Below are 23644 nucleotides of genomic sequence, written 5' to 3' on the forward strand. Positions count from 1 at the left end.
ATTGTTTTAGCCCAAATTCTTATAATATTTTGAAACTTTTTAGATGAATAAAAGAGCTATACCGGGGTACAGGCCCCTGATATAGCTCTTTTAAATCAATTTTATAAACCTAGCTCCCCTATCGCTTCAACAATTTCTTTAAAGAGAGGAACGGCTATTCCTCCTCCGGATTGTCCGTCTTGAATGAAAATCGTAATGGCATATTGGGGGTTTTCTTTAGGGTAATACCCTGAAAACCAGGCATGAAGCACAGTTTTTCCTCTGGAGCTGGACTGGGCCGTGCCAGTTTTTCCTGCTGTAATGGCCCCTAGCTGACTTCCCACTCCCTTACCTGTTCCATACTCCATCACCTGACCCATTAAATGCTGTAGCTGTTTAATCGTAGCTGCCCTTAAAAATGGGGCCTCTTCCTCTCTGTCAAAGGATTGAAGGGTGCGATATTGTCCATCAATAATTCCCTCTACAATGGTCAGAGGCTTTTTGACACCATCGTTGGCAATTATTTGGGTAAGCTGGTTTATCTGCAGGGGCGTTACCTCTATTTCACCCTGACCAATGGAAATATTTCCAATGGCCGGCCCGATTAATTGGTCGCCTTGGGGTAAATACCCTGCTTCCTCCTCTACCAGGTTAATGTCGACCCGCTGACCAAGTCCAAAGGCCCTGGCCATTTCCATGATCCGGTTGGCCCCCAGTCTTTGGCCTACCTGAATAAAGGTGGAGTTGCAGGATTTCGCAAAAGCCTCTTGGAAGCTCAAAGTACCATTTCCCCCCTTTTCGAAGGAATTACATCTGATTTCAATATTACCAACGGTTTCCATTCCAGTGCAGGTGAACTCCTCCTCCAGTGTCACCTGATGATCTTCCAGGGCAGCAGCAGCCACAATAATTTTAAAGATTGACCCCGGAGGAAAGGTCATTTGTACGGCCTTATTGTAGAGCTCATCCCCCTGGCTGTTTAGATGCTGATTAATTTGGTTGGGATCAAAATTAGGTCGACTGGCCATGGCCAAGATTTTACCCGTTGCTACCTCCGATACCACAATGGCCCCCTGGTAATGCTTTTGATCAAGGGCTGACTCAATAATTTTTTGAATATGGTAATCGACTGTTAGTTTGACGTGCTGCTCCTTTGTTGAAGCATCTATTAATCGATAGCCCTCACCGGGGAGCAGGCGTTTTCTTCCATCAAGTATGGCTGCAACGGCCCGGCTTTCCTGGCCTTGTAAGATTTCTTCCATTGATTTTTCCAGCCCCGAGATTCCTCTTCTGTCAACTCCGCTGATATAACCGATCACATGGCTCAATACATGATGCTGATCGTAGCGTTTTCGTTTATTAATAATAAAGAGTCCTCTGGTGTTAACAATCCTCTGATCCTGCCAATCAAGCGCCTCCCTAGGGGTAAACTCCACCGGATATCCCCCTTGAGGCAGTCTAAGCTTCAAATTGGCAATGGAAATACCCGTAATTTCCGAAAGAAAGCTCATATTTTCTTCACTTTCGGTAAATAGCTGTGGAAAAACAATAATAACAGTTTCCTCGGTTCGATCTGTCAATGGGATTAAATTTCGATCATAAATTAAGCCCCTGCCGCTGGAAAGGGGAATCGTCAGGCTGCGTTGCTTATTGACTTCGGTTGTATAGAGCTCGTGCTTAAAAAATTGTATGTAAAAAAGCCTCACCCCCAGGGCCATGATGATAAGGCTGGATACAACCCCCAGAATCAAAATCCGGCTTGTTTTTATTTTTTCTTGATCTAACTTATTTTCTCTCCTCATAAAAAAAACCCCTATGTATTTTTTTATTAGTATCTCCAAATACATAGGGATGTAAACGCATCTACTCTTCAGCCCTTTCCTTTCGAATTAGGTAAAAAGGGGCTGTAGGGTGATTGAGCTTTAATTTGATAATCTGCTTGGGATGGGGTGCCACCTCGATGAGATTTCCTTCCTCATCCCACATCTCTTCAATAATTGCTTGAATAACCTCCCGATGGGGGCCGATGATTTCAACCTGATCTCCTTTAAAGAAGCGGTTTCGCTGTTCTACGGTGGTTATGCCCGTTTCTTCATCATATTCCTTCACCAGGGCAATAAAATCATAATTCCTTACATAGGATTTATTAGAATAAAGATGCTCGTTATGATCAGGCCGTTGATGATAAAAGCCTGTAGTAAAGTCCCGGTGGCTGGCCTTTCTGATTTCCTCCAGCCATTCTTCTTTACAATGCCAATCCTCAGGGTCTTTTAGATAGCTGTCAAGGGCCATTCGGTAGGCCCGTACCACTGTTGCCACATAATAGGTGGTCTTCATTCTGCCTTCTATTTTTAAGCTGTCGATGCCTGCCTCAATCAATTGGGGAATGTATTCAATCATACATAAATCCTTGGAATTCATAATATAGGTACCCCCTTGATCTTCATAAACAGGCATATATTCACCCGGGCGTTTTTCCTCGACCAGATGATATTTCCATCGACAGGGCTGGGCACATTCTCCCCGGTTGGCATCCCGGTTGGCCATATAGTTGCTTAGAAGACATCTGCCGGAATAGGATATACACATGGCCCCATGAACAAAGGCTTCAATCTCCAAATCTGCCGGGGTTTTTTCCCGTATTTCCTTTATTTCATCCAGCGATAGCTCCCGGGCCATGACCACCCGCTTGGCCCCCTGTTGGTGCCAGAAATTAACCGTCATATAGTTGGTATTGTTTGCCTGGGTACTAATGTGTACTTCCATATCGGGTACGGTATCCTTTACAATCATAAAGGTACCAGGGTCTGAAACAATCACCGCATCAACACCAATTCCCTTCAGCTCCCTTAAATAATTAGGCAGTCCTTGAAGGTCCTCGTTATGGGGGATGATGTTGGCCGTAACAAATATCTTAACGCCCCTTTCATGGGCAAATTGTACCCCTTCAGCCAGCTCTTCCAAGGTGAAATTTTTAGCCGCTGCCCGCAGGCCAAAAATCTGTCCTCCCACATAGATTGCATCTGCTCCGTAAAGAACTGCAATTTTTAATCTTTCCAGGTCCCCTGCGGGGGCCAGTAATTCAATTTTTCTCATGCTTTTTCCTCCTGCTTTTTATAGCTTATGGCCAAGCCGTCACCAATGGGAATAATACTTGTATCAAGTTGAGGATGATTACAGATGGTCTCTAAATATTGCCGCATACGATTAACAATTGTTCGCTTTCTTCTTACTACCAATTCATCGGCAGCAATCATGCCCTTATAAAGTATATTGTCTGATATAAGAAGTCCTCCTGGTCTAAGGCGAACTAAGCAATCGTTTAAAAATTCATTATATTGCCCCTTGGCACCGTCTAAAAAGATTAAATCATATTCTCCTTCAAGAAATTTGAGAATCTCCTCTGCATTCCCCTGAAGCAACCTGACCTGCTTGTCTCGATCAGCCCTTTTTATATTGGCCCGGGCCAGGCTAATCATCTCTTCATTTCGCTCAATGGTGGTAATATGTCCCTCAGGCCCCATCCCCTTACAAAATAGAAGGGTAGAGTAGGCGATGGCGGTACCTACCTCTAAAATTCGTTTTGCCTGCATTGCCTGGGTTAATACCAATAACAGGCTGGCCACCTCCTTATGAACAATAGGAACATGGTGGACGGCTGCATACTCTGCCATATCCTTAAAAAGGCCCGCCTCATCAGGCAGCAGCCCTCGTATATATTCTTCAACAAATTCATTCGTAATATTGCTCAAATCGATACAGCTCCTTAAAATCAATTCTTTGCCCAATTAATATAATCTTAATTTAATATTATGCTATCGTGCTAGCAAACCCGTAAATAGAAAGCTGAGTCGTACATTGAATAACTTATTTCCTTAAAAAGCAATTTTCAACAATAGATAACAAAGCCCTATACAGGCTGAATACGTGGCATTAGCCACGTATTCATAGTTTGACATCAATAGGATTATTTATACAGTCTTGAATAGACTAGGCCTCAATATCATGACCAAAAATCTCATCCAAATCCATGGACTCCCCTAAAATCTTATAGACATCTGTCATCATTCGGGTAAATCGAAGCTCTGCATGCATATATTCACTAACAACAGGGTCCTGCATTAAAATCCCATCCAGCTCCTTCAGCCTTTCAAGCTTGTCATCCGCTACCCTTTGGCCCATCATTTGTGCGCTTTGCACCTCAAATTGCCTCTTTCTGAAATCATTCATCAACCCCTTGATTTCAGGGTTGGCTTTAAGCTTAAGATCTAATTCCTTAAAGGTTTTATATTCTTCACTTTCCTTCAGGGCCTTGGCCAATTGATGTGCTTGATCATATACATTCATTATAAAGCCCCCTTAATATGGTGAAATAAAGTTTGTCCATGCAAACTATCATTTATATTGTATATAATTAAAGAGAAAAAATCAATCCTAGTACCTATCATCATTTAAATAACAAATAAGACCTAATACAAATTTTCCAAGAGCAAGGCGGAGGAGGAAGCCACTTGGGCCAATATGGTCACTGATGGCAACGAAGCTATTTGAAAATTTAACCAGTAATCCCTTAAACTTATGTGCTCGAGTACTAGGGCGTGTCTGAAAACCCACTCAAGGGCATCTTTCACCGCTTTTTTGTCCCACGCAGCGTTGCTTTTCCTTGACGTACTCCTGGTATGCCTTCAAAAAAGCGCCTTGCTTGGAACAAAAATTCAGTAAAATCTGCACCCTTCGGAGTATTCAGACACCCTAATCTATAAAGACATGATTAAAGGCACAAGAATTGGTACCATCGAAGATAAAACCACTCCTGAAACAAAGGAAACTACGGCCACGGTTCCATCGGTGGATTTAGAAATAACAGGAAGTGTCGTATCCATGGAAGTGGCACCGGCAGGGGCAATTGCTTCGAGCTTGCCAATATATTTTGCGATCAGCGGAATGCTAACTAAAGCAATGACTTCTCGCCAAACGTTGGTAATAAAGGCCAATGCCCCCAATTGGGCACTATGCTTTGAAAGCTCAATAGCCGACAATGAATACCAACCAAAGCCTGCTCCGATGGCTCCGGCCTCCTGAAGGGGCATTTTCATCAAAAGCCCCATGCCAATGGCCCCCACGATGCTTCCCAAGGCAATCATAATTGGAACCAGCAATACCTTCAGACCCATCTTCTTGATTTGTTGGAATATTTCACCCTGCCTGCCAATATCAATTCCTACAAAGAATAAAAGTACACAAAGACCTATATTAATTAAAATATCCGTATGTCCCACCAGGGCCTCTGGAAAAAACCACAGACCAAAACCGATACCTAAAATAACCGAAACTAAAATTTTAAAGGTCATGCTCTATCTGCTCCTCTGCCGATTCTGTTAAAAGTCCCTTAGAAACCATGCGAACGCCAATAATACTAAAGATAACGGTGGCCAAGGCTAAAAGAAAACCTTGTAAACCAATTGTACCAAAGGACCTGAGTATTTCCTTATCTAAACCAATCTTTGTTCCCATCATAAAAAGTAAAAAATAAAGGGCTAGATTTTGAATTAGGCCAATATGCTTTACAAAGCCCTCCTGCTTATTCGACTTTATTTTACTTCCTATCATGGCACCAATCATTAAAATAATTAAATAGAATAAAATATTCATCCTCCAACCTCCATTCCAACCCATTATACTATATTTAACTGTTAAATAACAGCTATCTTCATTAAAGCCCCATAAAAAATGCACCCGGCTACCCGGGTGCATTTTACATTTTATACTTCCATAATTACGGGAAGTATCATCGGTCTTCGTTTCGTTTTTTCGTATAGGAAATCCTTTAGACCGTCTCTGATGGCATTTTTAAGGGCGGCCCATTCCCTTACGTTTTTGATTTTCGCAAGCCACCAGGGCATTCTTTACAACCTCCCTGGCTTCAACCATTAAAACCTCTGACTCTCTTACATAAACAAATCCACGGGAAATAATATCAGGCCCAGCAACAATTTTACCTGTCTCCCTTGATAAGGATACCACTACTACCATAAGGCCGTCCTCAGCTAAATGCTTTCGGTCTCTCAGGACAATATTTCCAACGTCTCCGACACCTAATCCATCTACCAAGACCCTGCCTGCAGGTACAGAACCATTGATTTTAGCATAATCCTTAGTGAATTCCACAATAGTACCATTATTAATGGTAAAGATATTCTCCTTTGGCATTCCCAAATCCTCTGCAAGATTTGCATGCTTCATCAAGTGTCTGTATTCTCCATGAACGGGTATAAAATATTTAGGCTTTACCAGACGATGCATCAGCTTTAATTCCTCCTGGCAGGCATGTCCTGAAACATGGACCTCCGCCAGGCTTTCATAGATGACCTCAGCACCCTTTTCAAAAAGCTGATTAATCACCCTGCTGATGAGCTTTTCATTTCCTGGTATAGGCGATGAGGAAAATACCACCAAATCACCTTGGCGTATTTCCACCTTTTTATGTTCGTTGCTGGCCATCCTTGAAAGGGCCGACATGGGTTCTCCTTGGCTTCCTGTGGTAATTATCACAATCTCATTATCGTTATATCGATCCATTTCATCAATATCAATAATCAAGTTTTCAGGTAGGGTCAGTATGCCCAAATCCACGGCTACTCCTACTACATTAACCATACTGCGTCCTGAAATCACAACTTTACGGTTATATTTTTGGGCGGCTTCCATAACCTGTTGTACTCGATGGACATTAGAGGAAAATGTGGCAACAATAATTCGTTTATCAGTATTTCTAAAGATGTTTTCAAAGGTAGCTCCCACATTTTTTTCAGACATGGTGGCTCCTCTTCTTTCGGCATTGGTACTGTCGGCTAACATCACCAGGACACCTTTTTGCCCCAGCTCTGCAATTTTATGAAGGTCCATCAATTGACCATCAATAGGGGTATAATCAATTTTAAAGTCGCCTGTATGGAAAACGATCCCCACAGGGGTATGAATGGCAATGGCGCAGGCATCAGGAATACTGTGGCAGGATTGAATAAATTCAACGGTGAATATACCCAATTTAATGCTATCTCCTGCATTTACCCGCTGTAAATGGACACTGCTTAATTTGTGCTCCTTTAGTTTATTTTCTACTAACCCCAATGTAAGGCTGGTTCCATACACTGGAATATTAATCTTTTTCAAAACATAGGGTAAGGCACCGATATGATCCTCATGACCATGGGTTAGGACAATGGCCTTTACCTTATCCTTATTTTTGAGTATATAAGAAATATCAGGTATAACAATATCAATACCCAACATTTCGTCCTCTGGAAAGCTCAAGCCGCAATCGATGATAATAATCTCATCTCGATATTCAATGGCAGTCATATTTTTGCCAATCTCGCTCAATCCTCCAAGAGGAATAACTTTTAATTTTGAAGGTTTTCTCCCCAATACGTTTCACTCCTTTAATTATTAAAAAATTCCGCCCTTGTTATCTTATATTTATATAAATGACCCGCCGAACAAATATACCTAAGTTATTTTACCACATTTATCATCTTTATAAAAACATATTTTGAAAATGTAATGAATTTGGTTTTTAACACCTGAAACAAATTTTAAAGAATTGTGCCTATTTGTATTTTAACCCAATGGATAATTTTTATAATCTATTAGAAAGGTTCTCACTTTATAAATTATTAAATTAAATGTTTAAAGTTCTTCCTAGAAATCTTATCTTTATTGCTGCTAATGCTTACGACATCTAAAAGAAAACTAGCCTTACACAGCTCGCAAGGCTAGTTACATTGAGAACAGGTTCCGAAAAACTTTACCTTATGATCTTTAATTTTAAAGTGATAAACCTTTTCGATTTCTTCCTCTAACTGATCAAGCAGGTCAATTTTCACTTCGATGATGGCACCACAGTTTTGGCAAATTAAATGGTGATGCTGATGATCGTCTTCATGATGGTTAAATTCATATCGGCTACAGCCATCATCCAAATTAATTTTTGAAATTAACCCCATTTCATCAAGGAGCTGCAGTGTACGATAGACTGTAGCAAGGCCAATTTCAGGACATTTTTCCTTTACCAGGTCATAGATTTCTTCTGTATTAAGATGCTCCCCCTGATTATTAAAAATTACCTCTAGGGTAGCTCTTCTTTGGGGGGTTAGCTTTAACCCCAAATCCTTTAACCTTTCCTTTAGATTCTCCATTAAACTTTCCATCGGCTTCACCCACTTCTTCTCAAATAATAACACTTTTCAATTAATAGTATAATGAATTTTATATTTTTTGTCAATGCCCATTTTATATAATTATTTCCAATTCCCGATCAATTGAAACATAATTTTCTGTAACTGTACAGCTGTAGGCGTAAAATTCAATTCCGGCAGCACTGGCCCTTTTCACGGCATCGGCAAAGAGCGGATCCATTGCTTGATTAGGGGTAAAGCAGGTAGCATCGCTCCTTTGTATAATAAAAATAACAGCTCCCCTAATTCCTTCTTGTACCCCTTGAATTAGCTCTAATACATGCCTTGTCCCCCGTTCTGTTGGGGCATCGGGGAAAGAGGCAATTCCTCCCTCCTTCACCAAAGTCACACACTTGGCTTCAATTAAAACATTTTCCGTCAGGTTATTCAAAGAAAAATCAAATCTGCTTTTTCGATAATTTACCTCTCTTTTTATTTGGTCATAGGCTTTAAAATACGGTATTTCCTTGTTTTCAAAGGCTACCCTCAGCAGCTGATTAGGGAGCTTTGAATCAATTGCAACCAGCAGCTTCTTATAATAAACAAAAAGTAAATCAAAGGAAGTTTTCCGCAGGGGGCCGTCAATCCTGCGTACGATGACCTTTGCTCCGGGCACCAATAGTTCTGCCATTCTGCCTGTATTGGGTACATGGGATAGATGTACTTTTCCATCTATTTCAATTTCTGCCACAAAACGATTTAATCGGCACCTGAAGGTTGCCAGGGTCTTTTCCCCTTCAATAAATATTTTCATAATTCTCACCTACTTATGCTATACTAGTATTAATAATGTCATGCGCTGTGGAAGAAGGGGGTACCAAATGAAACCATCAACACTACTTTTTTTAAATACCTTACATGGGATTTTTATTGGCCTTGTTCTTGGACTTACCCTGGCCATTGGGGGAAGCGAATTAATTACCGAGCTTAAAAATTCCCCTTTACTAGTGTATCTGATACCGGCACTGGTGGTATTTTTCGGGCTATTGGGGTTGATAAAGGGTTATAACAATCTTTCTGGTTTACTTTTCCCTTTATTTTCTACCCCAGGTACTATACTTTTACCCATTATTTCGATTTCTGTACTTTATTTTTTAATTGGCTTTGACAGATTACTGGCCCTGCCACCCATTGTTTTTAAAGAAGGCTTTGGTTTAGCGGGAATGAATACCCAACTAAGCACCTATATCTTAGCCTTTATTCTGTCATTAACCTTTGTGGCGGCCTTTATATCAAGCCATTCCATTAATAAAAAGAAGAGATGGACCTGGTAGCGTCCATCTCTTTTTTTACTCCTCTTGGCCTTCTTCCTCCAAAATCGCCTCATAGGCAGCTACTACTGTTTCATATTCATTGTCATCTTCGATGGCAACTAATGTATATTCATCATCATTTTCATTAGCAATTCTGAAAATATATGCATCTTCCTCTTCATCAGCTTCAAGGGAAACCAAGATAGCATACTCCTTGTCTTCAACCTCTAATGTCATTAATACTTCAAAATCCTCTTCTTTTCCCTCTTCATCAACTAGTGTAATTATATTGTCTTTTTCTTCCATGAATTTATTCTCCTTTCCTTATGGTCCATGCCATATTTGTATTATATACCATTCTACAAAATATATCACTAGGTTTTTAAACAAATGTTTAATTAATAACTATTCACTTATTATTATTCCGGCCTTCTCCTTTAGGTACAATAATTTTTTAAGACGATTCTAATCGGTACCCAAATTCGTTTTACCTTTGGCTATCCAAATAGCCCTGCAATATATAAACGGCAGCCATTTTATCAATGACCTCCTTGCGTTTTTTCCGACTGACATCGGCCTGAATCAAAGCCCGTTCGGCAGAAACCGTTGAAAGTCTTTCATCCCATTGAATGACCTCTATTTGAAATCTCCTTTTCAGCCTTTCAATAAATTCCAATACCTTTTCCCCCTGGGGGCCAATGGTTCCATTCATATTTTTAGGTAAGCCTACCACGATCTTATTTATTTCATACTGCTTAATGATCTCTTCCAGCCGCTGCAGGTCTTTTTTAATTCCCACCCGACGGATGGTTTCAATTCCCTGGGCTGTCCAGCCCATTAAATCGCTGGCCGCAACGCCTATGGTCTTATCCCCCACATCGAGTCCTAATGTTCTTGGCATTATGAGCCCTCCTTACACAACCTTAATACAAAAATGCGGACAGCGCTTGCTGCAGTATCCGCAAAGAACACACCTTTCATGGTCAACTGCCAATTTACCTGCCTTCATGGCAAGGGCCCCATGGCTGCAGCCAGTAATACAACTACCGCAGGCCTGACACCAATCGGCAATCTGTAGTTTTTTATTTTTTAAGCTCACCTTCCCTAAAAGGGCTTCGTCCATAGGATTCCCATTGAATATGGCGGTATTAATATCAATTTCTTCCTTGCTTTGCATGCCTGTGGCAATGGAATGAAGAAGCGGGATTTTTAAAACAAAATCCATGGATTCCTTAAAGCTTCTCAGAAGATTACCCCCTCCCAGGGGCTTCATACCGTAGATTCCCTTTCCTTTCTCAGCCGCCAATTCCAGGCTGTAAAGCATTTCATCAATGGTGCCGTCCTGAATTCCCAATCCGCTTTTGTTAACAATCGGGTGCAGCACCTCAATTTCGTCATAGGACAAACTCGCCTTGATTGCAGCAATGTGATGGGTAGAGATGCCCAGAGCTTTTATATACCCTTTGTTTTTCATTTCTATAAAATATTCCAACGCTTCATAATGGCCCTTAAGGGTATGCTGGCTTTCCTGTTCATGAAGCAAGAAAATATCCAGAACATCAACCTTCAATTCCGTCATGGCCTTGCTCAGGCTGGCTTCTGCTGTTTCTCTGGAATAGGCATAGGACTTGGTTGCAATAATCATATTGTCCCGTCCTATGATTTTCAAGGCCTCGCCAATATGGGCATAGTTATCATACAGCTCTGCTGTATCAAGGAAATTAATTCCCTTTTCATAACCATACACCAAAAGCTCAGCCCCTTCCCTTGGAGAAAGATTGGCCTGCAGAGGCCCCATGGTCAAGGTTCCGAAGCATAGCTGCGAAACCAGAAGGCTGGTGTTCCCAAGCCTTTGCCTTTTCAGTTAAATCTCCCCCTTATTTTTGTGATTCACTAAATAATTGATGTATATCCTGTAGCACCAGATATAGCATTGATGCTGATAAAAAGATGGCGGCCGTAGCTGCCAGCACAACCCCGCTGTCGTTCACAGCAAAGCCTACAATACAGGCCGCCACAATTCCCGTCCAGCCTATGGCCAGGCTGGGATAGGCGGCGGCAAGCCTCTTTAAAATTCCGATCGGCTTATAAAAAAGTATGCCTACCACTGCCAGGGCCAAAAGCAGTACACGGCTCCATATGGTAACTCCCATTACACGTATATTCATGGCGATTTTTCGTGTGATAATCTGGGGAAGCACCTGAGGTCCACTATAATAGAGCTGCTTAACGGCTCCGGCTAAATGAGACTCATTGCTAAGGAATAGTATGTCAGCGACAGCCAACAGGAAAACCCCTGCTATGATGGCTGATACAATATAGACCAGTGTCTTCAAGCTCACTTTGGTTCCTTTAAGCCTTAAATAGGTAAAGAGATAGGCAAAAATGGATGTAATGGTGGCCCCTACATTGGCCCCCAGGGCAGGAAACCCAATAAGAATAATCAGAAAACCATAAAAAAATACTATGACAGACTTTGAAATTTTAAATTTTTCAATCATGGCACCACTAAAAACCAGGCTGCTGCCCAGCAGCACCCCAGCAAATTCATTGCCTATTCCATAATAACGGGCCCCAATGATGGGGTCGTAGCCCAGTATGGAATTGCTGATCAGCCTTTGGCCCAGTAATAAATCTACAGAAAGGCTCAACACCAGTATACCTGTAGCATATAAAATCGCCTGGAGGGGCTCCCTTGCCAGGACGTCTATCAGCAATGTTAAAAGCAGGGTAATGCCAATCAGTAAAGTATAGGTCAGTAACAGGCTCACTTCGCCAAAAATAGGTAATACCAACAGGCCCATGGGCCCGATCATGGTGGCCAATACCAGCCTAGACCCCCAGCGCCGACCTCGAGCGCTTAGTTTTTTTCTAAATATAATCAAGAAAAGTGCCAAAATCGTTGCCAGCATTTCGTATACTGCAAAGCTGTATAACACCCGATACCTTTGTTGAGAAGTATTCAGCACAGCACTGCCCATGGTGCTGATGTACTCCAGCTGGTTCTGATGGGCCACCGAACTAATAACTCTACCGGCCATTTCAGCTGGAATAGGTAAGTCTAAATAGCTTAATATGGTTGGAGCAATATCGACATTACCTATTATTCCAAGACGCCTTGTGGTACCAGAGGTTACCAGCCCTCCCTCGGTCTGATTTTTTTCAAATAATACGACGGGAGTTAATCGATCACCCTTTTCAATGGCCTGTCCCGAAGGATATGGTGATAAAATCATCAATAGCGTCTGATCATTCATTTCTTTAACAACCGACCCGACGAACTGGTCAATTTCCGTTAAAATCCTTTTACGATGTCGCTCATACATTTCCGAGTTGAGATTGTTTTTATATGCCTCAAGCCTGGAAAAATCCCCTGTTTCCACCACGACAAGACTACTTTTCTGATAAAGACGGCTCATTTCCTGATATAGCAATTGATAATTGGTTCGCAGTCCAAAGGGCCAATCATCATCCTCTATTAGCATTCTGCCGCTGACATCCCCAAGGGCGGTAAGGCCTGCCTGATTCATAGTGATAAGGGCTGCAGCTCGATTTTGATAGTCGTCTCCATCACTGTTTCCCAATACCGATGCCTTAAGCCCCGCCTCTGTCAAGGCTTCGCCTAAAATACCGGGAACCGCACCATATTCACCCTTAAGATTTTGTTGTACCAATTTATTCAGAGTTAAGGTAATGATACTGTCCTCTACCGCTGCATGGCCCGTTCTGCGTTGATAAACTGAGGTATTTTCTTCATCAGCATTATAGAATATTGATGTTTCTGAGCTGGCTTCGGCCCTTGTTCCCCATCCTATGGTGGCATAGGATTTAAATTCACTGTAGCTTCCCGAAGCTCGAATATTCATAAGGCCTAAGTAGCCCTTGTCCATTATTTTGCTGACCTGTTCCATTTCCAAAAAATCATTGTAGCCTGCCCGGTTGACAATCACAATAATAACCTGCTTGTCAATTGAATCCTCAGAAATTGCCTCACCGGGACTGACAGTATTAAAGAATTGTAACAGGAAAATCAAAATAAAAATGGCGGCTTGTTTATTTCTCAAGAAAAATCGCTCCTATTTTTCCAGATATGTTTTGAGTAGCTCCTCCAATAGTTCATCTCTTTCAATTTTACGGATAATACTTCTGGCATCATTATGATTTGTAATATATGTAGGATCGCCGGATAATATGTATCCAATAAATTGATTAATAGGATTATAGCCCTTTTCCTCCAGGGCCCTGTAGACCGTTGTAATGATCTCCCGAGCCTTGTCTTCCTTTTCTTTATCAAGATTAAACTTCATGGTGAAATTCATTTTGTCAGACATATTAAAACACTCCCTTCATTCAATACTATTATTTTACCACATGATTACAGATATACTCAATGAATTGAATAAAATCCCCTGAAAATAAGATATTTCTTTAACCTGGCAGCGTTGAATTTTTATTTCTAAAAAAGGGGGGCATTAGTCCCCCCTAAAAAGTTATAGTTGGTTTATTAATATTTCCTTCACTGCAGCCAGGGCCTCTCGGATTTTTTCTGGCTGTTTCCCGCCGGCCTGGGCCATATCAGGTCTTCCACCACCGCCTCCGCCAGTGATTTTGGCTGCCTCCTTCACCAGATTCCCAGCATGGAGGCCTCTTTTTGTCAAATCTGCTGTAACAGCAGCCACAAAGCTGGCTTTGCCATCATTCTCCGCCCCGAGCACAATAACTCCCGAGGTGATTTTTTCCTTGAGCTTATCAATAATTTTTCTCAGATCGTCCATGGAGGCGCCGTCGATGTTGTTTATAATTAGCTTAGCTCCCTGGATTTCTTCTGCCTGCTGAAGCAGTTCATCCGTTGCCCCACTGGCCAATTGACTCTTTAGCTTCTCAATTTCCCGATCCTTTTCCTTCAGTTCATTAACCATTGCTTCCAAACGGTTTAACAGGGCGTTTTCCTGGGTTTTAACAATTTCAGCGGCCCTTGATAGTACCTCCCTTTGATTTCTTACATATCGGTAGGCCTCATCACCAGTTAGGGCCTCAATTCTCCTTGTACCAGATGCAATTCCCGCCTCGCTTAAAAGAATAAACATGCCGATTTCACTTGTATTTTTTACATGGCAGCCGCCGCATAGCTCAATACTAAAATCCCCTGTCTTAACGACCCTCACGAATTCGCCATATTTTTCTCCGAAGAGGGCTTCAGCTCCCATATTCTTTGCCTCTTTAATTGAGGTCTCAAAAATATCTACTTTTAAGGCTGCCATAATTTTCTCGTTCATTAAGGCTTCAATTTCCTTCAACTGCTCCTGGCTTAATCCTTCAAAATGGGTAAAGTCAAATCGCAGACGCTCTGGAGTCACCAGGGAACCCGCCTGCTGTACGTGATCGCCCACTACATCCTTTAAAATTCGATGGAGTAAATGGGTTGCTGTATGATTTTTACTTGTATTTCGTCTTAAGGCCTCGTCTACAGAGCCCTTCACCTCATCCCCCACCGCCAGATTTCCTGTTTCGACGGCGACCATAAGATGAATTCGATTATTGGGCCCCTTTTTGGTATCCATAACCCTTCCTTTAAAGGTGTCATTTGCAAGATATCCCCTATCGCCAACCTGTCCGCCACTTTCACCATAGAAGGAGGTCTTATCAAGTATTACCAGGGCTTCCTCTCCCGCAGCTACCGAATTGACTGCTTCTTGATTTTTAAGGATGGCCAATACGCTCCCTGGAATTGAAAGCTGATGATAACCCACAAAGGAGGTTTCAATGGATTTATCTAAGCCTTCAAAGCTTTCTTTTTTCCAGCCCTCTATATCGTTGCCTAGCCGGGCGGTTCTGGCCCGATGGCGCTGCTTATCCATTTCTTCACTAAAGCCTGCCTCGTCAACAGTCATTCCCTTTTCTTCTAGGATCTCCTTGGTTAAATCCAATGGGAATCCAAAGGTGTCGTACAGCTTAAAGGCTTCCTCTCCATTTAATACAGAACCCCCTGATTTCTCCAGGTCTTCAATATATTGATTTAATATATCTACTCCCTGATGAATGGTTTCTTGAAAACGCTCTTCTTCAATCCTTAACACTTTTTGAATATAATCCCTTTTTTCAACCAGCTCTCGATAGGTTTCACCGTACATTTCGATTACGGCATCCACCAGATTATACAGGAAGGCTTCATTTCTACCCAATAGCTTTCCATGACGGGCAGCCCTTCTGATAATTCTTCTCAGAACGTATCCTCTACCTTCATTACTGGGAATAATCCCATCTCCCACCATAAAGGTAATGGACCGTATATGGTCGGTAATAATTCTAAGGGAGGTATCATCCTTTCCATTAACAAGATATTGACTTCCTGTCGCTTCACAGACCCTCTCTAAAATGTGCTTCATTGTATCGATATCGAAAATAGAATCCACCTGCTGCATAATACAGGCTATTCGCTCAAGTCCCATTCCCGTATCGATGTTGGGATTGGGCAGTGGATTATAATTGCCTTCAGCATCCTTATTATATTGGGTGAAAACATGATTCCAAAATTCGATGTATCGGTCACATTCACAGCCGGGCTTACAATCGTCATGTCCGCAGCCATACTTTTCGCCACGGTCATAGTAAATTTCAGAACAGGGGCCACAGGGTCCCAGGTCAATTTCCCAGAAATTATCCTCTTTTCCCAGCTTAACAACCCGCTCAGCAGGTATTCCTACCTCCTCGATCCAGATTCGATAGGCCTCATCATCCTCTAAATAGACACTTACCCAAAGTCTGTCAAGGGGCAGCTTTAAATAATCTCTAACAAACTCCCAGCCCCATTGAATTGACTCTCTTTTGAAATAATCACCAAAGGAAAAGTTACCCAGCATTTCAAAAAAAGTAGCATGTCGAGCGGTTTTTCCAACGTTTTCTATGTCCCCTGTACGGATACACTTCTGACAGGTAGCCATTCGCTTCCGGGGAGGGACCTCCGCCCCAGAAAAATAGGGCTTAAGGGGAGCCATACCGGCATTAATCAACAACAGACTGTTGTCATTGATTGGTACTAGTGGATAGCTATCGGCTACCAGGTGTCCCTTTGCTTCAAAAAATTCCAGAAAGGATTTTCTAATTTCATTCAAGCTCATCTTTTCCATGGTTTTTTTCCTCCTTAATAAAAATTGCAAAATAAAAAGCCGCCTTATCATTTAATAATATAGGGACGAGCATTGCCCGCGGTACCACCCTAATTACCTGAAAAGGTCGACTTCATTTACATGTTAACGGAATTACCGATAATCTTTACTTATCTTCAAGATTATAGCTCTGAGACTGCTTCATATGGCTTTTCTAGGGGTTTTTCAGCCCAGAACCCCCTCTCTAAAAGAAAGATGACCATATTACTCCTTCTCGTCATTGCCGATGGCATATTTAGTTTATTTGAATTATAATAAACTTATGAAATTTTGTCAAAGTTTTTTTATCAAAGCTACTTAAAGCTTACGATATAATTAATCGTATGCTTTCCCAAAACCTTAATGACACCCGCTGCCGGAACAGCGAAAATCAACCCCAAAAGACCAAAGAATTTGCCGCCCACCACCAGGGCAAGGATTACCCAAACTGGATGGATTCCCACACTTGCCCCAACGATTTTAGGGGAAAGTATACCGCTTTCAATCTGTTGTATAATTGTAAAGATAACAATTACCCAAAGGGCCTTCATGGGGCCATCCAGCAGGGCAAAAAATACGCCTGGAATAATGCCGATCACTGGACCAAAATAGGGAATGACATTGGCAATGGCCACAATAATTCCTACAATTACTGCAAAGTTAACCCTTAAGGCAAACAGTGCAATGGTAGTCATAATGCCGACGAAGGAGGCAATAATCAGCTGGCCTCGAATAAATCCCCCCAGCACCTCATCAAATTCCCTAAAAATTGCCAATACGCCTTTACGTCTTTTTATTGGAATCATAAGAATTGCTGTTTTTTTAAACATTTCAGCATCCTTCAGGAAATAGAAGGTTAATACCGGAATTAAAACCAGGCTGAAAATACTTGAAAAAATCGACAAAAGTGAATTTGTTATACTGGTTAAGGCATTTAATACAACCTGTTGAATCCAATCGGCATTGATAGGCTGTAGATCCCGTATTCCAAATTCTGGAGGTAGACTTTGAAGGTTTCTATTCAGGCTCTGGTAAAAACGATTGAAGTACTCATAGGCTTGATGGCTGAATTCAGGAAGCATTTCCAAAAGGCCTCTTAGCTCTGCTCCCATTTTTGGAAAAATTGTAAGGGATAAGGTTAATAATAAAACAGAAATAGCCAAATAAACAATTAATACTCCCCAAAATCGCTTTATTCCATATTGATTTAAATATTTAACCAGGGGATTTAGTATGTAAGCCAGTACAATGGCAACGATAAAGGGAGTTAATAAATTGAACAGCAGACTTCTCATGCTAATGATCATTAATAGGGCAAATATCCCTGCTAGGGTTAGCATAAAAGACAGGAGCTGTTTACGCTTTAGTATTATTCTTTGCTTGCTCTCTACGTAGCGGTTTCCTATGTGAACTAAGTAGTAAATTCCGGCCAATAGCAAAATTAACATAGCAATCTGAGTAATTAACTCTATCAAATTTACAAAATAACTGCTTCCCGTTATTTCCTTAACGCCCTTTGATATCGCTTCTAAAGCAGATTCATTCATTAAAATCCCTCCCCGCCTACAAAGATAGCACTTATTACCATCATAGCATATTCTGCCTATTACTACAATCTGGAAAGGTAATTGTAAATATTTTAAAAGCAGCCCTTCAGCTGCTTTTAACTAGAATAAGTTCATCCCCATTAAGCCCGTTGCCTTCATCAGCATCCTTCTTGTTTGTCGCATGGCCTTCTTTCTTTCTCTAGGGCTCATATTCGAAGTCGCATACATGGCTGCTGTGGCTCCAAGAATTCCACCTGTTATAAAACCAACTACTGTTCCTCGATTCACTGTATCCCCTCCTTTTTCTTATTGACTTTATTCTTTGTCAGTTTTTATGATATATACCAAGCATTTTTTTCAAGCCTCCCTCTTGGTTTAAAAGCAGTTCCTCTAGGGTAAAGGCTTCTATTTGAACATAACTATCTTCTAATTTGATTTCCGGCACCAAGGGCAGAATAGAATATCCCTCCGATAAATCGGAAATGATACCCTGACTGATAATAAAGGCCTTTATCACGCCATTTTCCTCATCTATAATGGTATCCTTAACCAGCCCCACCAGCTCACCATACTGATCCCTTATATCATATCCAATGATTCCATGGTTGTTATTACAGGCTGCCAATATTTCGGGGTACCCCTTTACATTAATAATATCATCTCTATGCTGAATCCATATGCCGTCCTTTGTGATCTTTTTAATATGGTTTATATTGACAGCCCATTTTTTCTTTCCCCCCTCGGCGCCCTGGATCAAAAAACCCCATAGCTTTAACGGACTGGTAAAATAAATTGGCTCCTTTATTAAATATTGAGCTTCTATTTCCTCGTTTAAAATTGGTAAACCGATAAGCTGTCCTGTAATTTTCACCTTAATCCCTCTTTTCTAACCCTTATTTTATTTTTAATTTATATTATAAAAAAAATGCAAGGGAATCCTTGCATTTTAAACTAGCATTTTCATTTTTCTAATGCTCTTCAGCGAAATCATCATGGTGATCATGATCTTCATCCGGGTCGAAGCCCTCTAATTCTTCAAAATACAAATTATTTTCCTTTGCATAATGGTAGATGGCTGATTTAACCGCCTGTTCCGCCAAAACTGAGCAGTGCATTTTTACAGGAGGAAGTCCATCCAAGGCATCGGCCACAGCCCGATTACTTAATTGTAATGCCTCCTTCACTGTCTTTCCCTTTATCATTTCTGTTGCCATACTGGAGGTGGCAATGGCAGATCCACATCCAAAGGTTTTAAATTTTACATCAACAATTTTGTCGTTTTCAATTTTAAGGTACATTTTCATAATGTCACCACATTTGGGGTTTCCTACCTGCCCAACTGCATTGGCATCTTCAATCTCCCCTACATTTCTAGGATTCATAAAATGATCCATTACTTTATCACTGTACATATTAAATTCCTCCTTTAATTGACTCATATAGGGGTGACATTTGTCTTAATCTATCAACAATAGGCGGTAATTGCTGGATTACATAATCAACATCTTCTTTAGTTGTAAAGTCACCTAAAGTAAATCTCAGTGAACCATGGGCTACCTCATGGGTTAATCCTATAGACATTAATACATGGGAAGGATCTAAAGACCCCGAGGTACAAGCTGACCCACTTGAGCAGGCAATTCCTACCATATCAAGACTTAATAGCAGTGCTTCCCCCTCAATGTATTGTACAGATAAATTCAAATTACCGGGTAAGCGTTTTGTGGGATGACCATTCAAATGGGTATAGGGTATTTTTTCCATCAACCCAGCCTCTAGCCGATCTCTTAATCCTGTAAGGCGCTCAATATGGGCTTCAAAATTTTCAAAGGCCAATTCTGCCGCTTTCCCAAAGCCCACAATGGCGGGTACATTTTCTGTTCCGGCCCTTCTCTTTCTTTCCTGGGCACCGCCGTGGATCAACGGGTGTATTTTAGTACCCTTTCGAATATAAAGCAGACCAATCCCCTTTGGCCCGTATATTTTATGGGCAGAAAGTGACATTAAATCAATTCCCAGCTCATTTACATCGATGGCTACATTTCCATAGGCTTGAACCGCATCGGTATGAAAGGTAATTTTATTAGCCCTGGCTATTTCACCAATTTCTTTAATTGGTTGAATGGTACCAATCTCATTATTGGCAAACATAATGGTGATTAAGATGGTATCGGGTCGAATGGCACTTTTAAGTTCTTCCAAATCAATCAGCCCATACTGGTCTACCTTTAAATAGGTTACATCGTACCCTTCCTTTTCCAAGTACTGGCATGTATGTAGTACCGCATGGTGCTCAATACTGGTTGTAATAATGTGCTTACCTTTATTTTCAAGGGCCTTGGCAACGCCTTTTATTGCCCAGTTATCTGACTCTGATCCCCCACCGGTGAAAAACACTTCATCAACACCTGCATTTATGGTTTTTGCAATTGTTTCTCTGGCATTAGCCACTGCGGCCTTGTTTTCTCTGCCATAGCCATGAATGCTGGATGGATTCCCATAATTCACATTAAAATAGGGCATCATTGCATCCAGTACTTCCTGCTTCATTGGTGTTGTGGCAGCGTAATCAAGGTAAACTCTTTTTTTCATGAATATCCTCTCCTTAAGCTTTTTCATCGATGGTTTTTTTATATATAGAACATTTGATGATCTCGATTGCTGTTCATCTTATGATAATCATCTACCATATCCTGCAGGGAGATTGAATCAATTACATCACTTATACTGATTCTAATCTTTTCCCATACAACACGGGTGACACAGCATTCTGCATTCTCACAGACCGCCGCATCCTCTTCTAACACACATTCCGATGGACCAAGGGGTCCCTCCAGTGCCCTAATGATCTCTCCTACCGTGATCTTTTCGGGGTGACTGGCAAGCATATAGCCTCCCTGGGCTCCACGAACACTTTTAACTAAACCTGATTTGCGTAAAACAGCTACTAGCTGCTCCAGGTAATGATCAGAAATTCGCTGTCGCTCTGCTATATTCTTTAAAGCAATGGGACCATCACCATAATGAATAGCAAGATCGTACATTGCCTTTAATCCATATCTACCCTTTGTTGAAAGTCTCATTTAAACACTCCCTTAATTTAATCCCAAGTAAATTGATTGGAATTCGATTTTAGTATATTATACCCTACTATTTTTGTCAACATTACTTTTAAATATTTATTCATTTTTAAATTTATCTATTTTGCATAACAATAGGGATATGCTCCCATAGACAACATATCCCTTCAGCCAAAATTAAGTATATACCTGACGTTTAATTTACTGCCGATCTATTGAACCTAAATAATACCCAGCTTCGCTAATTCATCCTTTAGGTTCCGGGGGCCTTGAAATAGGATTGTTTCAAAGTTAAGCCTCCTGGCTCCCTCAATATTTGCCTTTAGATCGTCAATAAATATTGATTCCTCTGGTTTAATATCATATTCTTCCATAAGCCTTCTATAGATACCCTCCTCTGGCTTTAATTGTTTTTCCTTATAAGACACGATCCCTCCATTAAAAAGTTCAAAGAAGTCATACTTTTCTCTTATATTTTCAAAAGCCAGCATTTGAAAGTTAGACAGATAATAAATTTGGAAGCCGGCCTCCTTTAGCTGCCTTACTATTTCCACAGTATCCTGTATGGGAGTCAGCATCTCGTACCAATTGTCGAAAGCCAGCTCTATTAAATGACGATGCTGGCTGCTCTTTTGAATAAGGACATTGATAGCCTCCTCCTCTGTCAAGGTTCCTCTATCAAGCATCTGCCATTCTTCCCCTAAATAAATCAGCTTATGGAGGGTAGAAACCCTTTCAGCCTCTTGAATTTTGCTCATCAGATACTTTTCAGGATTAAAATCAATTAATACATTCCCAAGATCAAATACAATATTCTTATAATTCATCGCTACCTCCTCCAATTCTTCTGAATCTATACTTAAAATGATATTATGACTGTTCCTTTTTTAGTACATCTTCTAGTTTCATTTTCCATATCATGTGGTCACTTCCTTTTCCCCAATAGTCCTTTAAATGATATTGAGGCCTTCCAAACTTATTAAGCCATACACGCTGGGCAATTTTGTATCCACTGTCGAAGCAAAATTCTGTTATACCCGCCTCTTTTAATTCCACAAAAATTGAATCCAGCAAAAGACTGCCAATTCCCCTTCTTTGATAGGTCGGTTGTACAAACACAGTTCCTATTTCAACGGTGTTCTCTAATACTCCATTGCTGCCAGAAATGATAAGCTCATTGGGTTTACCGTATTCAATAGAGCCAATAAGCTTTTCGCCTTCTTTGGCAATCAAAAAATATCTTTCCTTACCACCGCTTTCAAAATCTTGATCTAAAAATCTTGTTTTATTTTTAATTTCCTGCTCAAAGGTCTCTATTAAATCTGTAATTCCATTTGCTTCAAAGGTATCTTGAAGTACTCTTTGAAAAAAATCAATTATTAGCTCCCTATCCTGTAATTTAGGCCTGTCAATTAAAATTTCCTCCATATCGCTTCTCCTCTATTGGTTAATTTTTCCACAGAGTAACCTTTTTAACCTGTTCTGTTGATTTTATTAAGCCTTGGTTTATTCCGCCTCGATTTTGCTACTAACTATATTCTATATTCCGGCTGTTTTTCCTTTAAATTTCAGCAAATCATTGCATAAATCTGCCCCTACCCCATTAGGGGGTAAGGGCAATTGATCGTCTGAAAAAATAATTTAATAAAAATCGGTATAGCCATTAAAGATACAATGATTTGGGTATTACATTATTTACTGTAAGATTTTCAGGAAGATTATATAATTCTAGTAAAAACTGAACACCCGCCGGATTGGAGGCTGGTGTACCATTTACCTGGGCATAATTTAGAGCTTCAATTTCCAAATCAAATCTTACCCCAGTGGCCTTCGATGGAATTATAACTTCCCCTGAAAATGCAGTAATATTATGCCATTTATATGGTGCTTCCTCCTCTTTAAAGCTAGTATTCAATGAGAAACCTTCATCAGGTATATCTATTAATGTAATAGTTGTCAACGCATTTGAAATCATGGCACTAATTTTAAGTTTACCAATATAGGCATTATCAGCAAAAACCATTATGTTGAAGGGAAGATTTCTATCTGCCGATAATGTTAGGCCAGTTAGGGTTGCTGCCCTGCCAAAGTTTTGCTGCTCCCCGTTGAGAGCCCCAAGCTGGCTGATTGGATCAGTTGCCCAAATATACTGTGGTTGACTTCCTGGACCCAGGTTTTCACTGACGATTTGTGGCCAAAATGAAAATGCTTTGCCAATATCTTCAGCTAGCTTTCCTGCCACAAAGGCAGCAGGAGGAATTCTAACATAGGTGTTAAACTCATCACTTACAAACCGATAAATTGCCATCTCTTTTCACCTCCTTTACATGTATGTAGTTGTAAAGGAATCATCTTTTATAACCCTGTATTATTTATCCTTTTTCTCCTTCCGCTATTACTCTA

The 23644-nt window shown here is 40.8% G+C and carries 24 protein-coding genes, 1 pseudogene and 1 other annotated feature; of the genes and pseudogenes, 1 reads left to right on the top strand and 24 read right to left on the bottom strand.

The annotated features are described in order from the left end of the window. Window positions 1-101: 101 nt before the first annotated feature. From ACYQ1I_RS16460 to sfsA, 9 genes and pseudogenes are all read right to left on the bottom strand, one after another. Window positions 102-1781 carry a peptidoglycan D,D-transpeptidase FtsI family protein gene (locus ACYQ1I_RS16460; RefSeq protein ID WP_459767264.1) on the bottom strand — a complete coding sequence of 560 codons (1680 nt, stop codon included), beginning with the start codon at window positions 1779-1781 and terminating at the stop codon, window positions 102-104. Between the two features lie 61 nt (window positions 1782-1842). Further along, a complete protein-coding gene (locus ACYQ1I_RS16465) occupies window positions 1843-3075 on the bottom strand; it encodes a peptidase U32 family protein (protein WP_459767266.1) in 1233 nt (410 codons plus the stop codon). Further along, entirely contained in the window at window positions 3072-3731 is a 660-nt protein-coding gene (locus tag ACYQ1I_RS16470) for an O-methyltransferase (protein WP_459767267.1), read from the bottom strand. Before ACYQ1I_RS16470 ends, ACYQ1I_RS16465 begins: the two co-directional genes overlap by 4 nt. A 238-nt stretch (window positions 3732-3969) precedes the next feature. After that, window positions 3970-4326, bottom strand: a complete 357-nt coding sequence (locus tag ACYQ1I_RS16475) for a YlbF/YmcA family competence regulator (protein WP_459767268.1) — start codon at window positions 4324-4326, stop codon at window positions 3970-3972. Window positions 4327-4736: 410 nt separating this feature from the next. Further along, window positions 4737-5330, bottom strand: coding sequence for a LysO family transporter (locus tag ACYQ1I_RS16480; RefSeq protein WP_459767269.1), 594 nt, complete (start codon window positions 5328-5330; stop codon window positions 4737-4739). After that, window positions 5320-5631, bottom strand: coding sequence for a LysO family transporter (locus ACYQ1I_RS16485; protein ID WP_459767270.1), 312 nt, complete (start codon window positions 5629-5631; stop codon window positions 5320-5322). Before ACYQ1I_RS16485 ends, ACYQ1I_RS16480 begins: the two co-directional genes overlap by 11 nt. 110 nt (window positions 5632-5741) lie before the next feature. After that, a pseudogene (locus ACYQ1I_RS16490) lies at window positions 5742-7407 on the bottom strand (ribonuclease J). 347 nt (window positions 7408-7754) lie between these two features. Continuing rightward, window positions 7755-8189 (bottom strand): Fur family transcriptional regulator, encoded by a 435-nt coding sequence (locus ACYQ1I_RS16495; RefSeq protein WP_459767271.1) that lies wholly within the window; start codon window positions 8187-8189, stop codon window positions 7755-7757. 82 nt (window positions 8190-8271) lie between these two features. Further along, complete coding sequence (sfsA, locus tag ACYQ1I_RS16500; RefSeq protein ID WP_459767273.1) at window positions 8272-8970, bottom strand: DNA/RNA nuclease SfsA; 699 nt, start codon at window positions 8968-8970, stop codon at window positions 8272-8274. 67 nt (window positions 8971-9037) lie between these two features. On the opposite strand from sfsA, the gene ACYQ1I_RS16505 reads away from it, so the two are divergent. Further along, complete coding sequence (locus ACYQ1I_RS16505; protein ID WP_459767274.1) at window positions 9038-9490, top strand: hypothetical protein; 453 nt, start codon at window positions 9038-9040, stop codon at window positions 9488-9490. A 15-nt stretch (window positions 9491-9505) separates the two neighbouring features. Here the strand turns inward: ACYQ1I_RS16505 and ACYQ1I_RS16510 are convergent, their stop codons facing one another. The 15 genes from ACYQ1I_RS16510 to ACYQ1I_RS16580 all read right to left on the bottom strand — a co-directional run bounded on the left by ACYQ1I_RS16510 (window position 9506) and on the right by ACYQ1I_RS16580 (window position 23549). After that, complete coding sequence (locus ACYQ1I_RS16510; RefSeq protein ID WP_459767276.1) at window positions 9506-9775, bottom strand: DUF1292 domain-containing protein; 270 nt, start codon at window positions 9773-9775, stop codon at window positions 9506-9508. A 181-nt stretch (window positions 9776-9956) separates the two neighbouring features. Continuing rightward, a complete protein-coding gene (gene ruvX / locus ACYQ1I_RS16515; RefSeq protein WP_459767278.1) occupies window positions 9957-10370 on the bottom strand; it encodes a Holliday junction resolvase RuvX in 414 nt (137 codons plus the stop codon). A gap of 12 nt (window positions 10371-10382) precedes the next feature. After that, window positions 10383-11333, bottom strand: a complete 951-nt coding sequence (locus tag ACYQ1I_RS16520; RefSeq protein WP_459768195.1) for an aldo/keto reductase — start codon at window positions 11331-11333, stop codon at window positions 10383-10385. Between the two features lie 13 nt (window positions 11334-11346). Beyond that, complete coding sequence (locus ACYQ1I_RS16525; RefSeq protein ID WP_459767280.1) at window positions 11347-13533, bottom strand: alkaline phosphatase family protein; 2187 nt, start codon at window positions 13531-13533, stop codon at window positions 11347-11349. Window positions 13534-13545: 12 nt separating this feature from the next. Then, on the bottom strand, window positions 13546-13800 hold the full coding sequence (locus tag ACYQ1I_RS16530) for an IreB family regulatory phosphoprotein (protein ID WP_459767282.1): 255 nt from the start codon (window positions 13798-13800) through the stop codon (window positions 13546-13548). 159 nt (window positions 13801-13959) lie between these two features. Next, complete coding sequence (gene alaS, locus ACYQ1I_RS16535) at window positions 13960-16596, bottom strand: alanine--tRNA ligase (protein ID WP_459767284.1); 2637 nt, start codon at window positions 16594-16596, stop codon at window positions 13960-13962. Between the two features lie 58 nt (window positions 16597-16654). Beyond that, window positions 16655-16865: a binding site (T-box leader), on the bottom strand. Between the two features lie 63 nt (window positions 16866-16928). Further along, a complete protein-coding gene (locus ACYQ1I_RS16540; RefSeq protein ID WP_459767286.1) occupies window positions 16929-18161 on the bottom strand; it encodes an AI-2E family transporter in 1233 nt (410 codons plus the stop codon). Between the two features lie 120 nt (window positions 18162-18281). Continuing rightward, entirely contained in the window at window positions 18282-18449 is a 168-nt protein-coding gene (locus ACYQ1I_RS16545; protein WP_459767288.1) for a hypothetical protein, read from the bottom strand. Window positions 18450-18486: 37 nt separating this feature from the next. Further along, complete coding sequence (locus tag ACYQ1I_RS16550; protein ID WP_459767289.1) at window positions 18487-19032, bottom strand: PRC-barrel domain-containing protein; 546 nt, start codon at window positions 19030-19032, stop codon at window positions 18487-18489. A 97-nt stretch (window positions 19033-19129) separates the two neighbouring features. Beyond that, window positions 19130-19573 carry a Fe-S cluster assembly scaffold protein NifU gene (nifU, locus tag ACYQ1I_RS16555; RefSeq protein ID WP_459767291.1) on the bottom strand — a complete coding sequence of 148 codons (444 nt, stop codon included), beginning with the start codon at window positions 19571-19573 and terminating at the stop codon, window positions 19130-19132. A gap of 1 nt (window position 19574) precedes the next feature. Then, window positions 19575-20753 carry a cysteine desulfurase NifS gene (gene nifS, locus ACYQ1I_RS16560; RefSeq protein WP_459767293.1) on the bottom strand — a complete coding sequence of 393 codons (1179 nt, stop codon included), beginning with the start codon at window positions 20751-20753 and terminating at the stop codon, window positions 19575-19577. 38 nt (window positions 20754-20791) lie between these two features. Beyond that, window positions 20792-21244, bottom strand: coding sequence for an RrF2 family transcriptional regulator (locus tag ACYQ1I_RS16565; protein WP_459767295.1), 453 nt, complete (start codon window positions 21242-21244; stop codon window positions 20792-20794). Between the two features lie 218 nt (window positions 21245-21462). Beyond that, window positions 21463-22068, bottom strand: a complete 606-nt coding sequence (locus ACYQ1I_RS16570; RefSeq protein WP_459767297.1) for an HAD family hydrolase — start codon at window positions 22066-22068, stop codon at window positions 21463-21465. A 43-nt stretch (window positions 22069-22111) separates the two neighbouring features. Then, window positions 22112-22669, bottom strand: coding sequence for a GNAT family N-acetyltransferase (locus ACYQ1I_RS16575; protein ID WP_459767298.1), 558 nt, complete (start codon window positions 22667-22669; stop codon window positions 22112-22114). 235 nt (window positions 22670-22904) lie between these two features. Further along, the gene (locus ACYQ1I_RS16580) at window positions 22905-23549 is read right to left on the bottom strand and encodes a hypothetical protein (protein WP_459767300.1); all 645 of its coding nucleotides are present in this window, start codon (window positions 23547-23549) and stop codon (window positions 22905-22907) included. Window positions 23550-23644 lie beyond the last annotated feature (95 nt).

The sequence above is a fragment of the Alkaliphilus crotonatoxidans genome (genome assembly GCF_054658015.1).

What these genes read in the sequence shown, in the direction of transcription:
- ACYQ1I_RS16485 (WP_459767270.1), bottom strand. Translation starts at nt 5,631, where the DNA reads ATGAATATTTTATTCTATTTAATTATTTTAATGATTGGTGCCATGATA.
- nifS (WP_459767293.1), bottom strand. Translation starts at nt 20,753, where the DNA reads ATGAAAAAAAGAGTTTACCTTGATTACGCTGCCACAACACCAATGAAG.
- ACYQ1I_RS16565 (WP_459767295.1), bottom strand. Translation starts at nt 21,244, where the DNA reads ATGAGACTTTCAACAAAGGGTAGATATGGATTAAAGGCAATGTACGAT.
- ACYQ1I_RS16540 (WP_459767286.1), bottom strand. Translation starts at nt 18,161, where the DNA reads ATGAATGAATCTGCTTTAGAAGCGATATCAAAGGGCGTTAAGGAAATA.
- ACYQ1I_RS16495 (WP_459767271.1), bottom strand. Translation starts at nt 8,189, where the DNA reads ATGGAAAGTTTAATGGAGAATCTAAAGGAAAGGTTAAAGGATTTGGGG.
- ACYQ1I_RS16510 (WP_459767276.1), bottom strand. Translation starts at nt 9,775, where the DNA reads ATGGAAGAAAAAGACAATATAATTACACTAGTTGATGAAGAGGGAAAA.
- alaS (WP_459767284.1), bottom strand. Translation starts at nt 16,596, where the DNA reads ATGGAAAAGATGAGCTTGAATGAAATTAGAAAATCCTTTCTGGAATTT.
- ACYQ1I_RS16570 (WP_459767297.1), bottom strand. Translation starts at nt 22,068, where the DNA reads ATGAATTATAAGAATATTGTATTTGATCTTGGGAATGTATTAATTGAT.
- ACYQ1I_RS16475 (WP_459767268.1), bottom strand. Translation starts at nt 4,326, where the DNA reads ATGAATGTATATGATCAAGCACATCAATTGGCCAAGGCCCTGAAGGAA.
- ruvX (WP_459767278.1), bottom strand. Translation starts at nt 10,370, where the DNA reads ATGCCAAGAACATTAGGACTCGATGTGGGGGATAAGACCATAGGCGTT.
- ACYQ1I_RS16530 (WP_459767282.1), bottom strand. Translation starts at nt 13,800, where the DNA reads ATGTCTGACAAAATGAATTTCACCATGAAGTTTAATCTTGATAAAGAA.
- ACYQ1I_RS16480 (WP_459767269.1), bottom strand. Translation starts at nt 5,330, where the DNA reads ATGACCTTTAAAATTTTAGTTTCGGTTATTTTAGGTATCGGTTTTGGT.
- sfsA (WP_459767273.1), bottom strand. Translation starts at nt 8,970, where the DNA reads ATGAAAATATTTATTGAAGGGGAAAAGACCCTGGCAACCTTCAGGTGC.
- ACYQ1I_RS16575 (WP_459767298.1), bottom strand. Translation starts at nt 22,669, where the DNA reads ATGGAGGAAATTTTAATTGACAGGCCTAAATTACAGGATAGGGAGCTA.
- nifU (WP_459767291.1), bottom strand. Translation starts at nt 19,573, where the DNA reads ATGTACAGTGATAAAGTAATGGATCATTTTATGAATCCTAGAAATGTA.
- ACYQ1I_RS16460 (WP_459767264.1), bottom strand. Translation starts at nt 1,781, where the DNA reads ATGAGGAGAGAAAATAAGTTAGATCAAGAAAAAATAAAAACAAGCCGG.
- ACYQ1I_RS16465 (WP_459767266.1), bottom strand. Translation starts at nt 3,075, where the DNA reads ATGAGAAAAATTGAATTACTGGCCCCCGCAGGGGACCTGGAAAGATTA.
- ACYQ1I_RS16505 (WP_459767274.1), top strand. Translation starts at nt 9,038, where the DNA reads ATGAAACCATCAACACTACTTTTTTTAAATACCTTACATGGGATTTTT.
- ACYQ1I_RS16580 (WP_459767300.1), bottom strand. Translation starts at nt 23,549, where the DNA reads ATGGCAATTTATCGGTTTGTAAGTGATGAGTTTAACACCTATGTTAGA.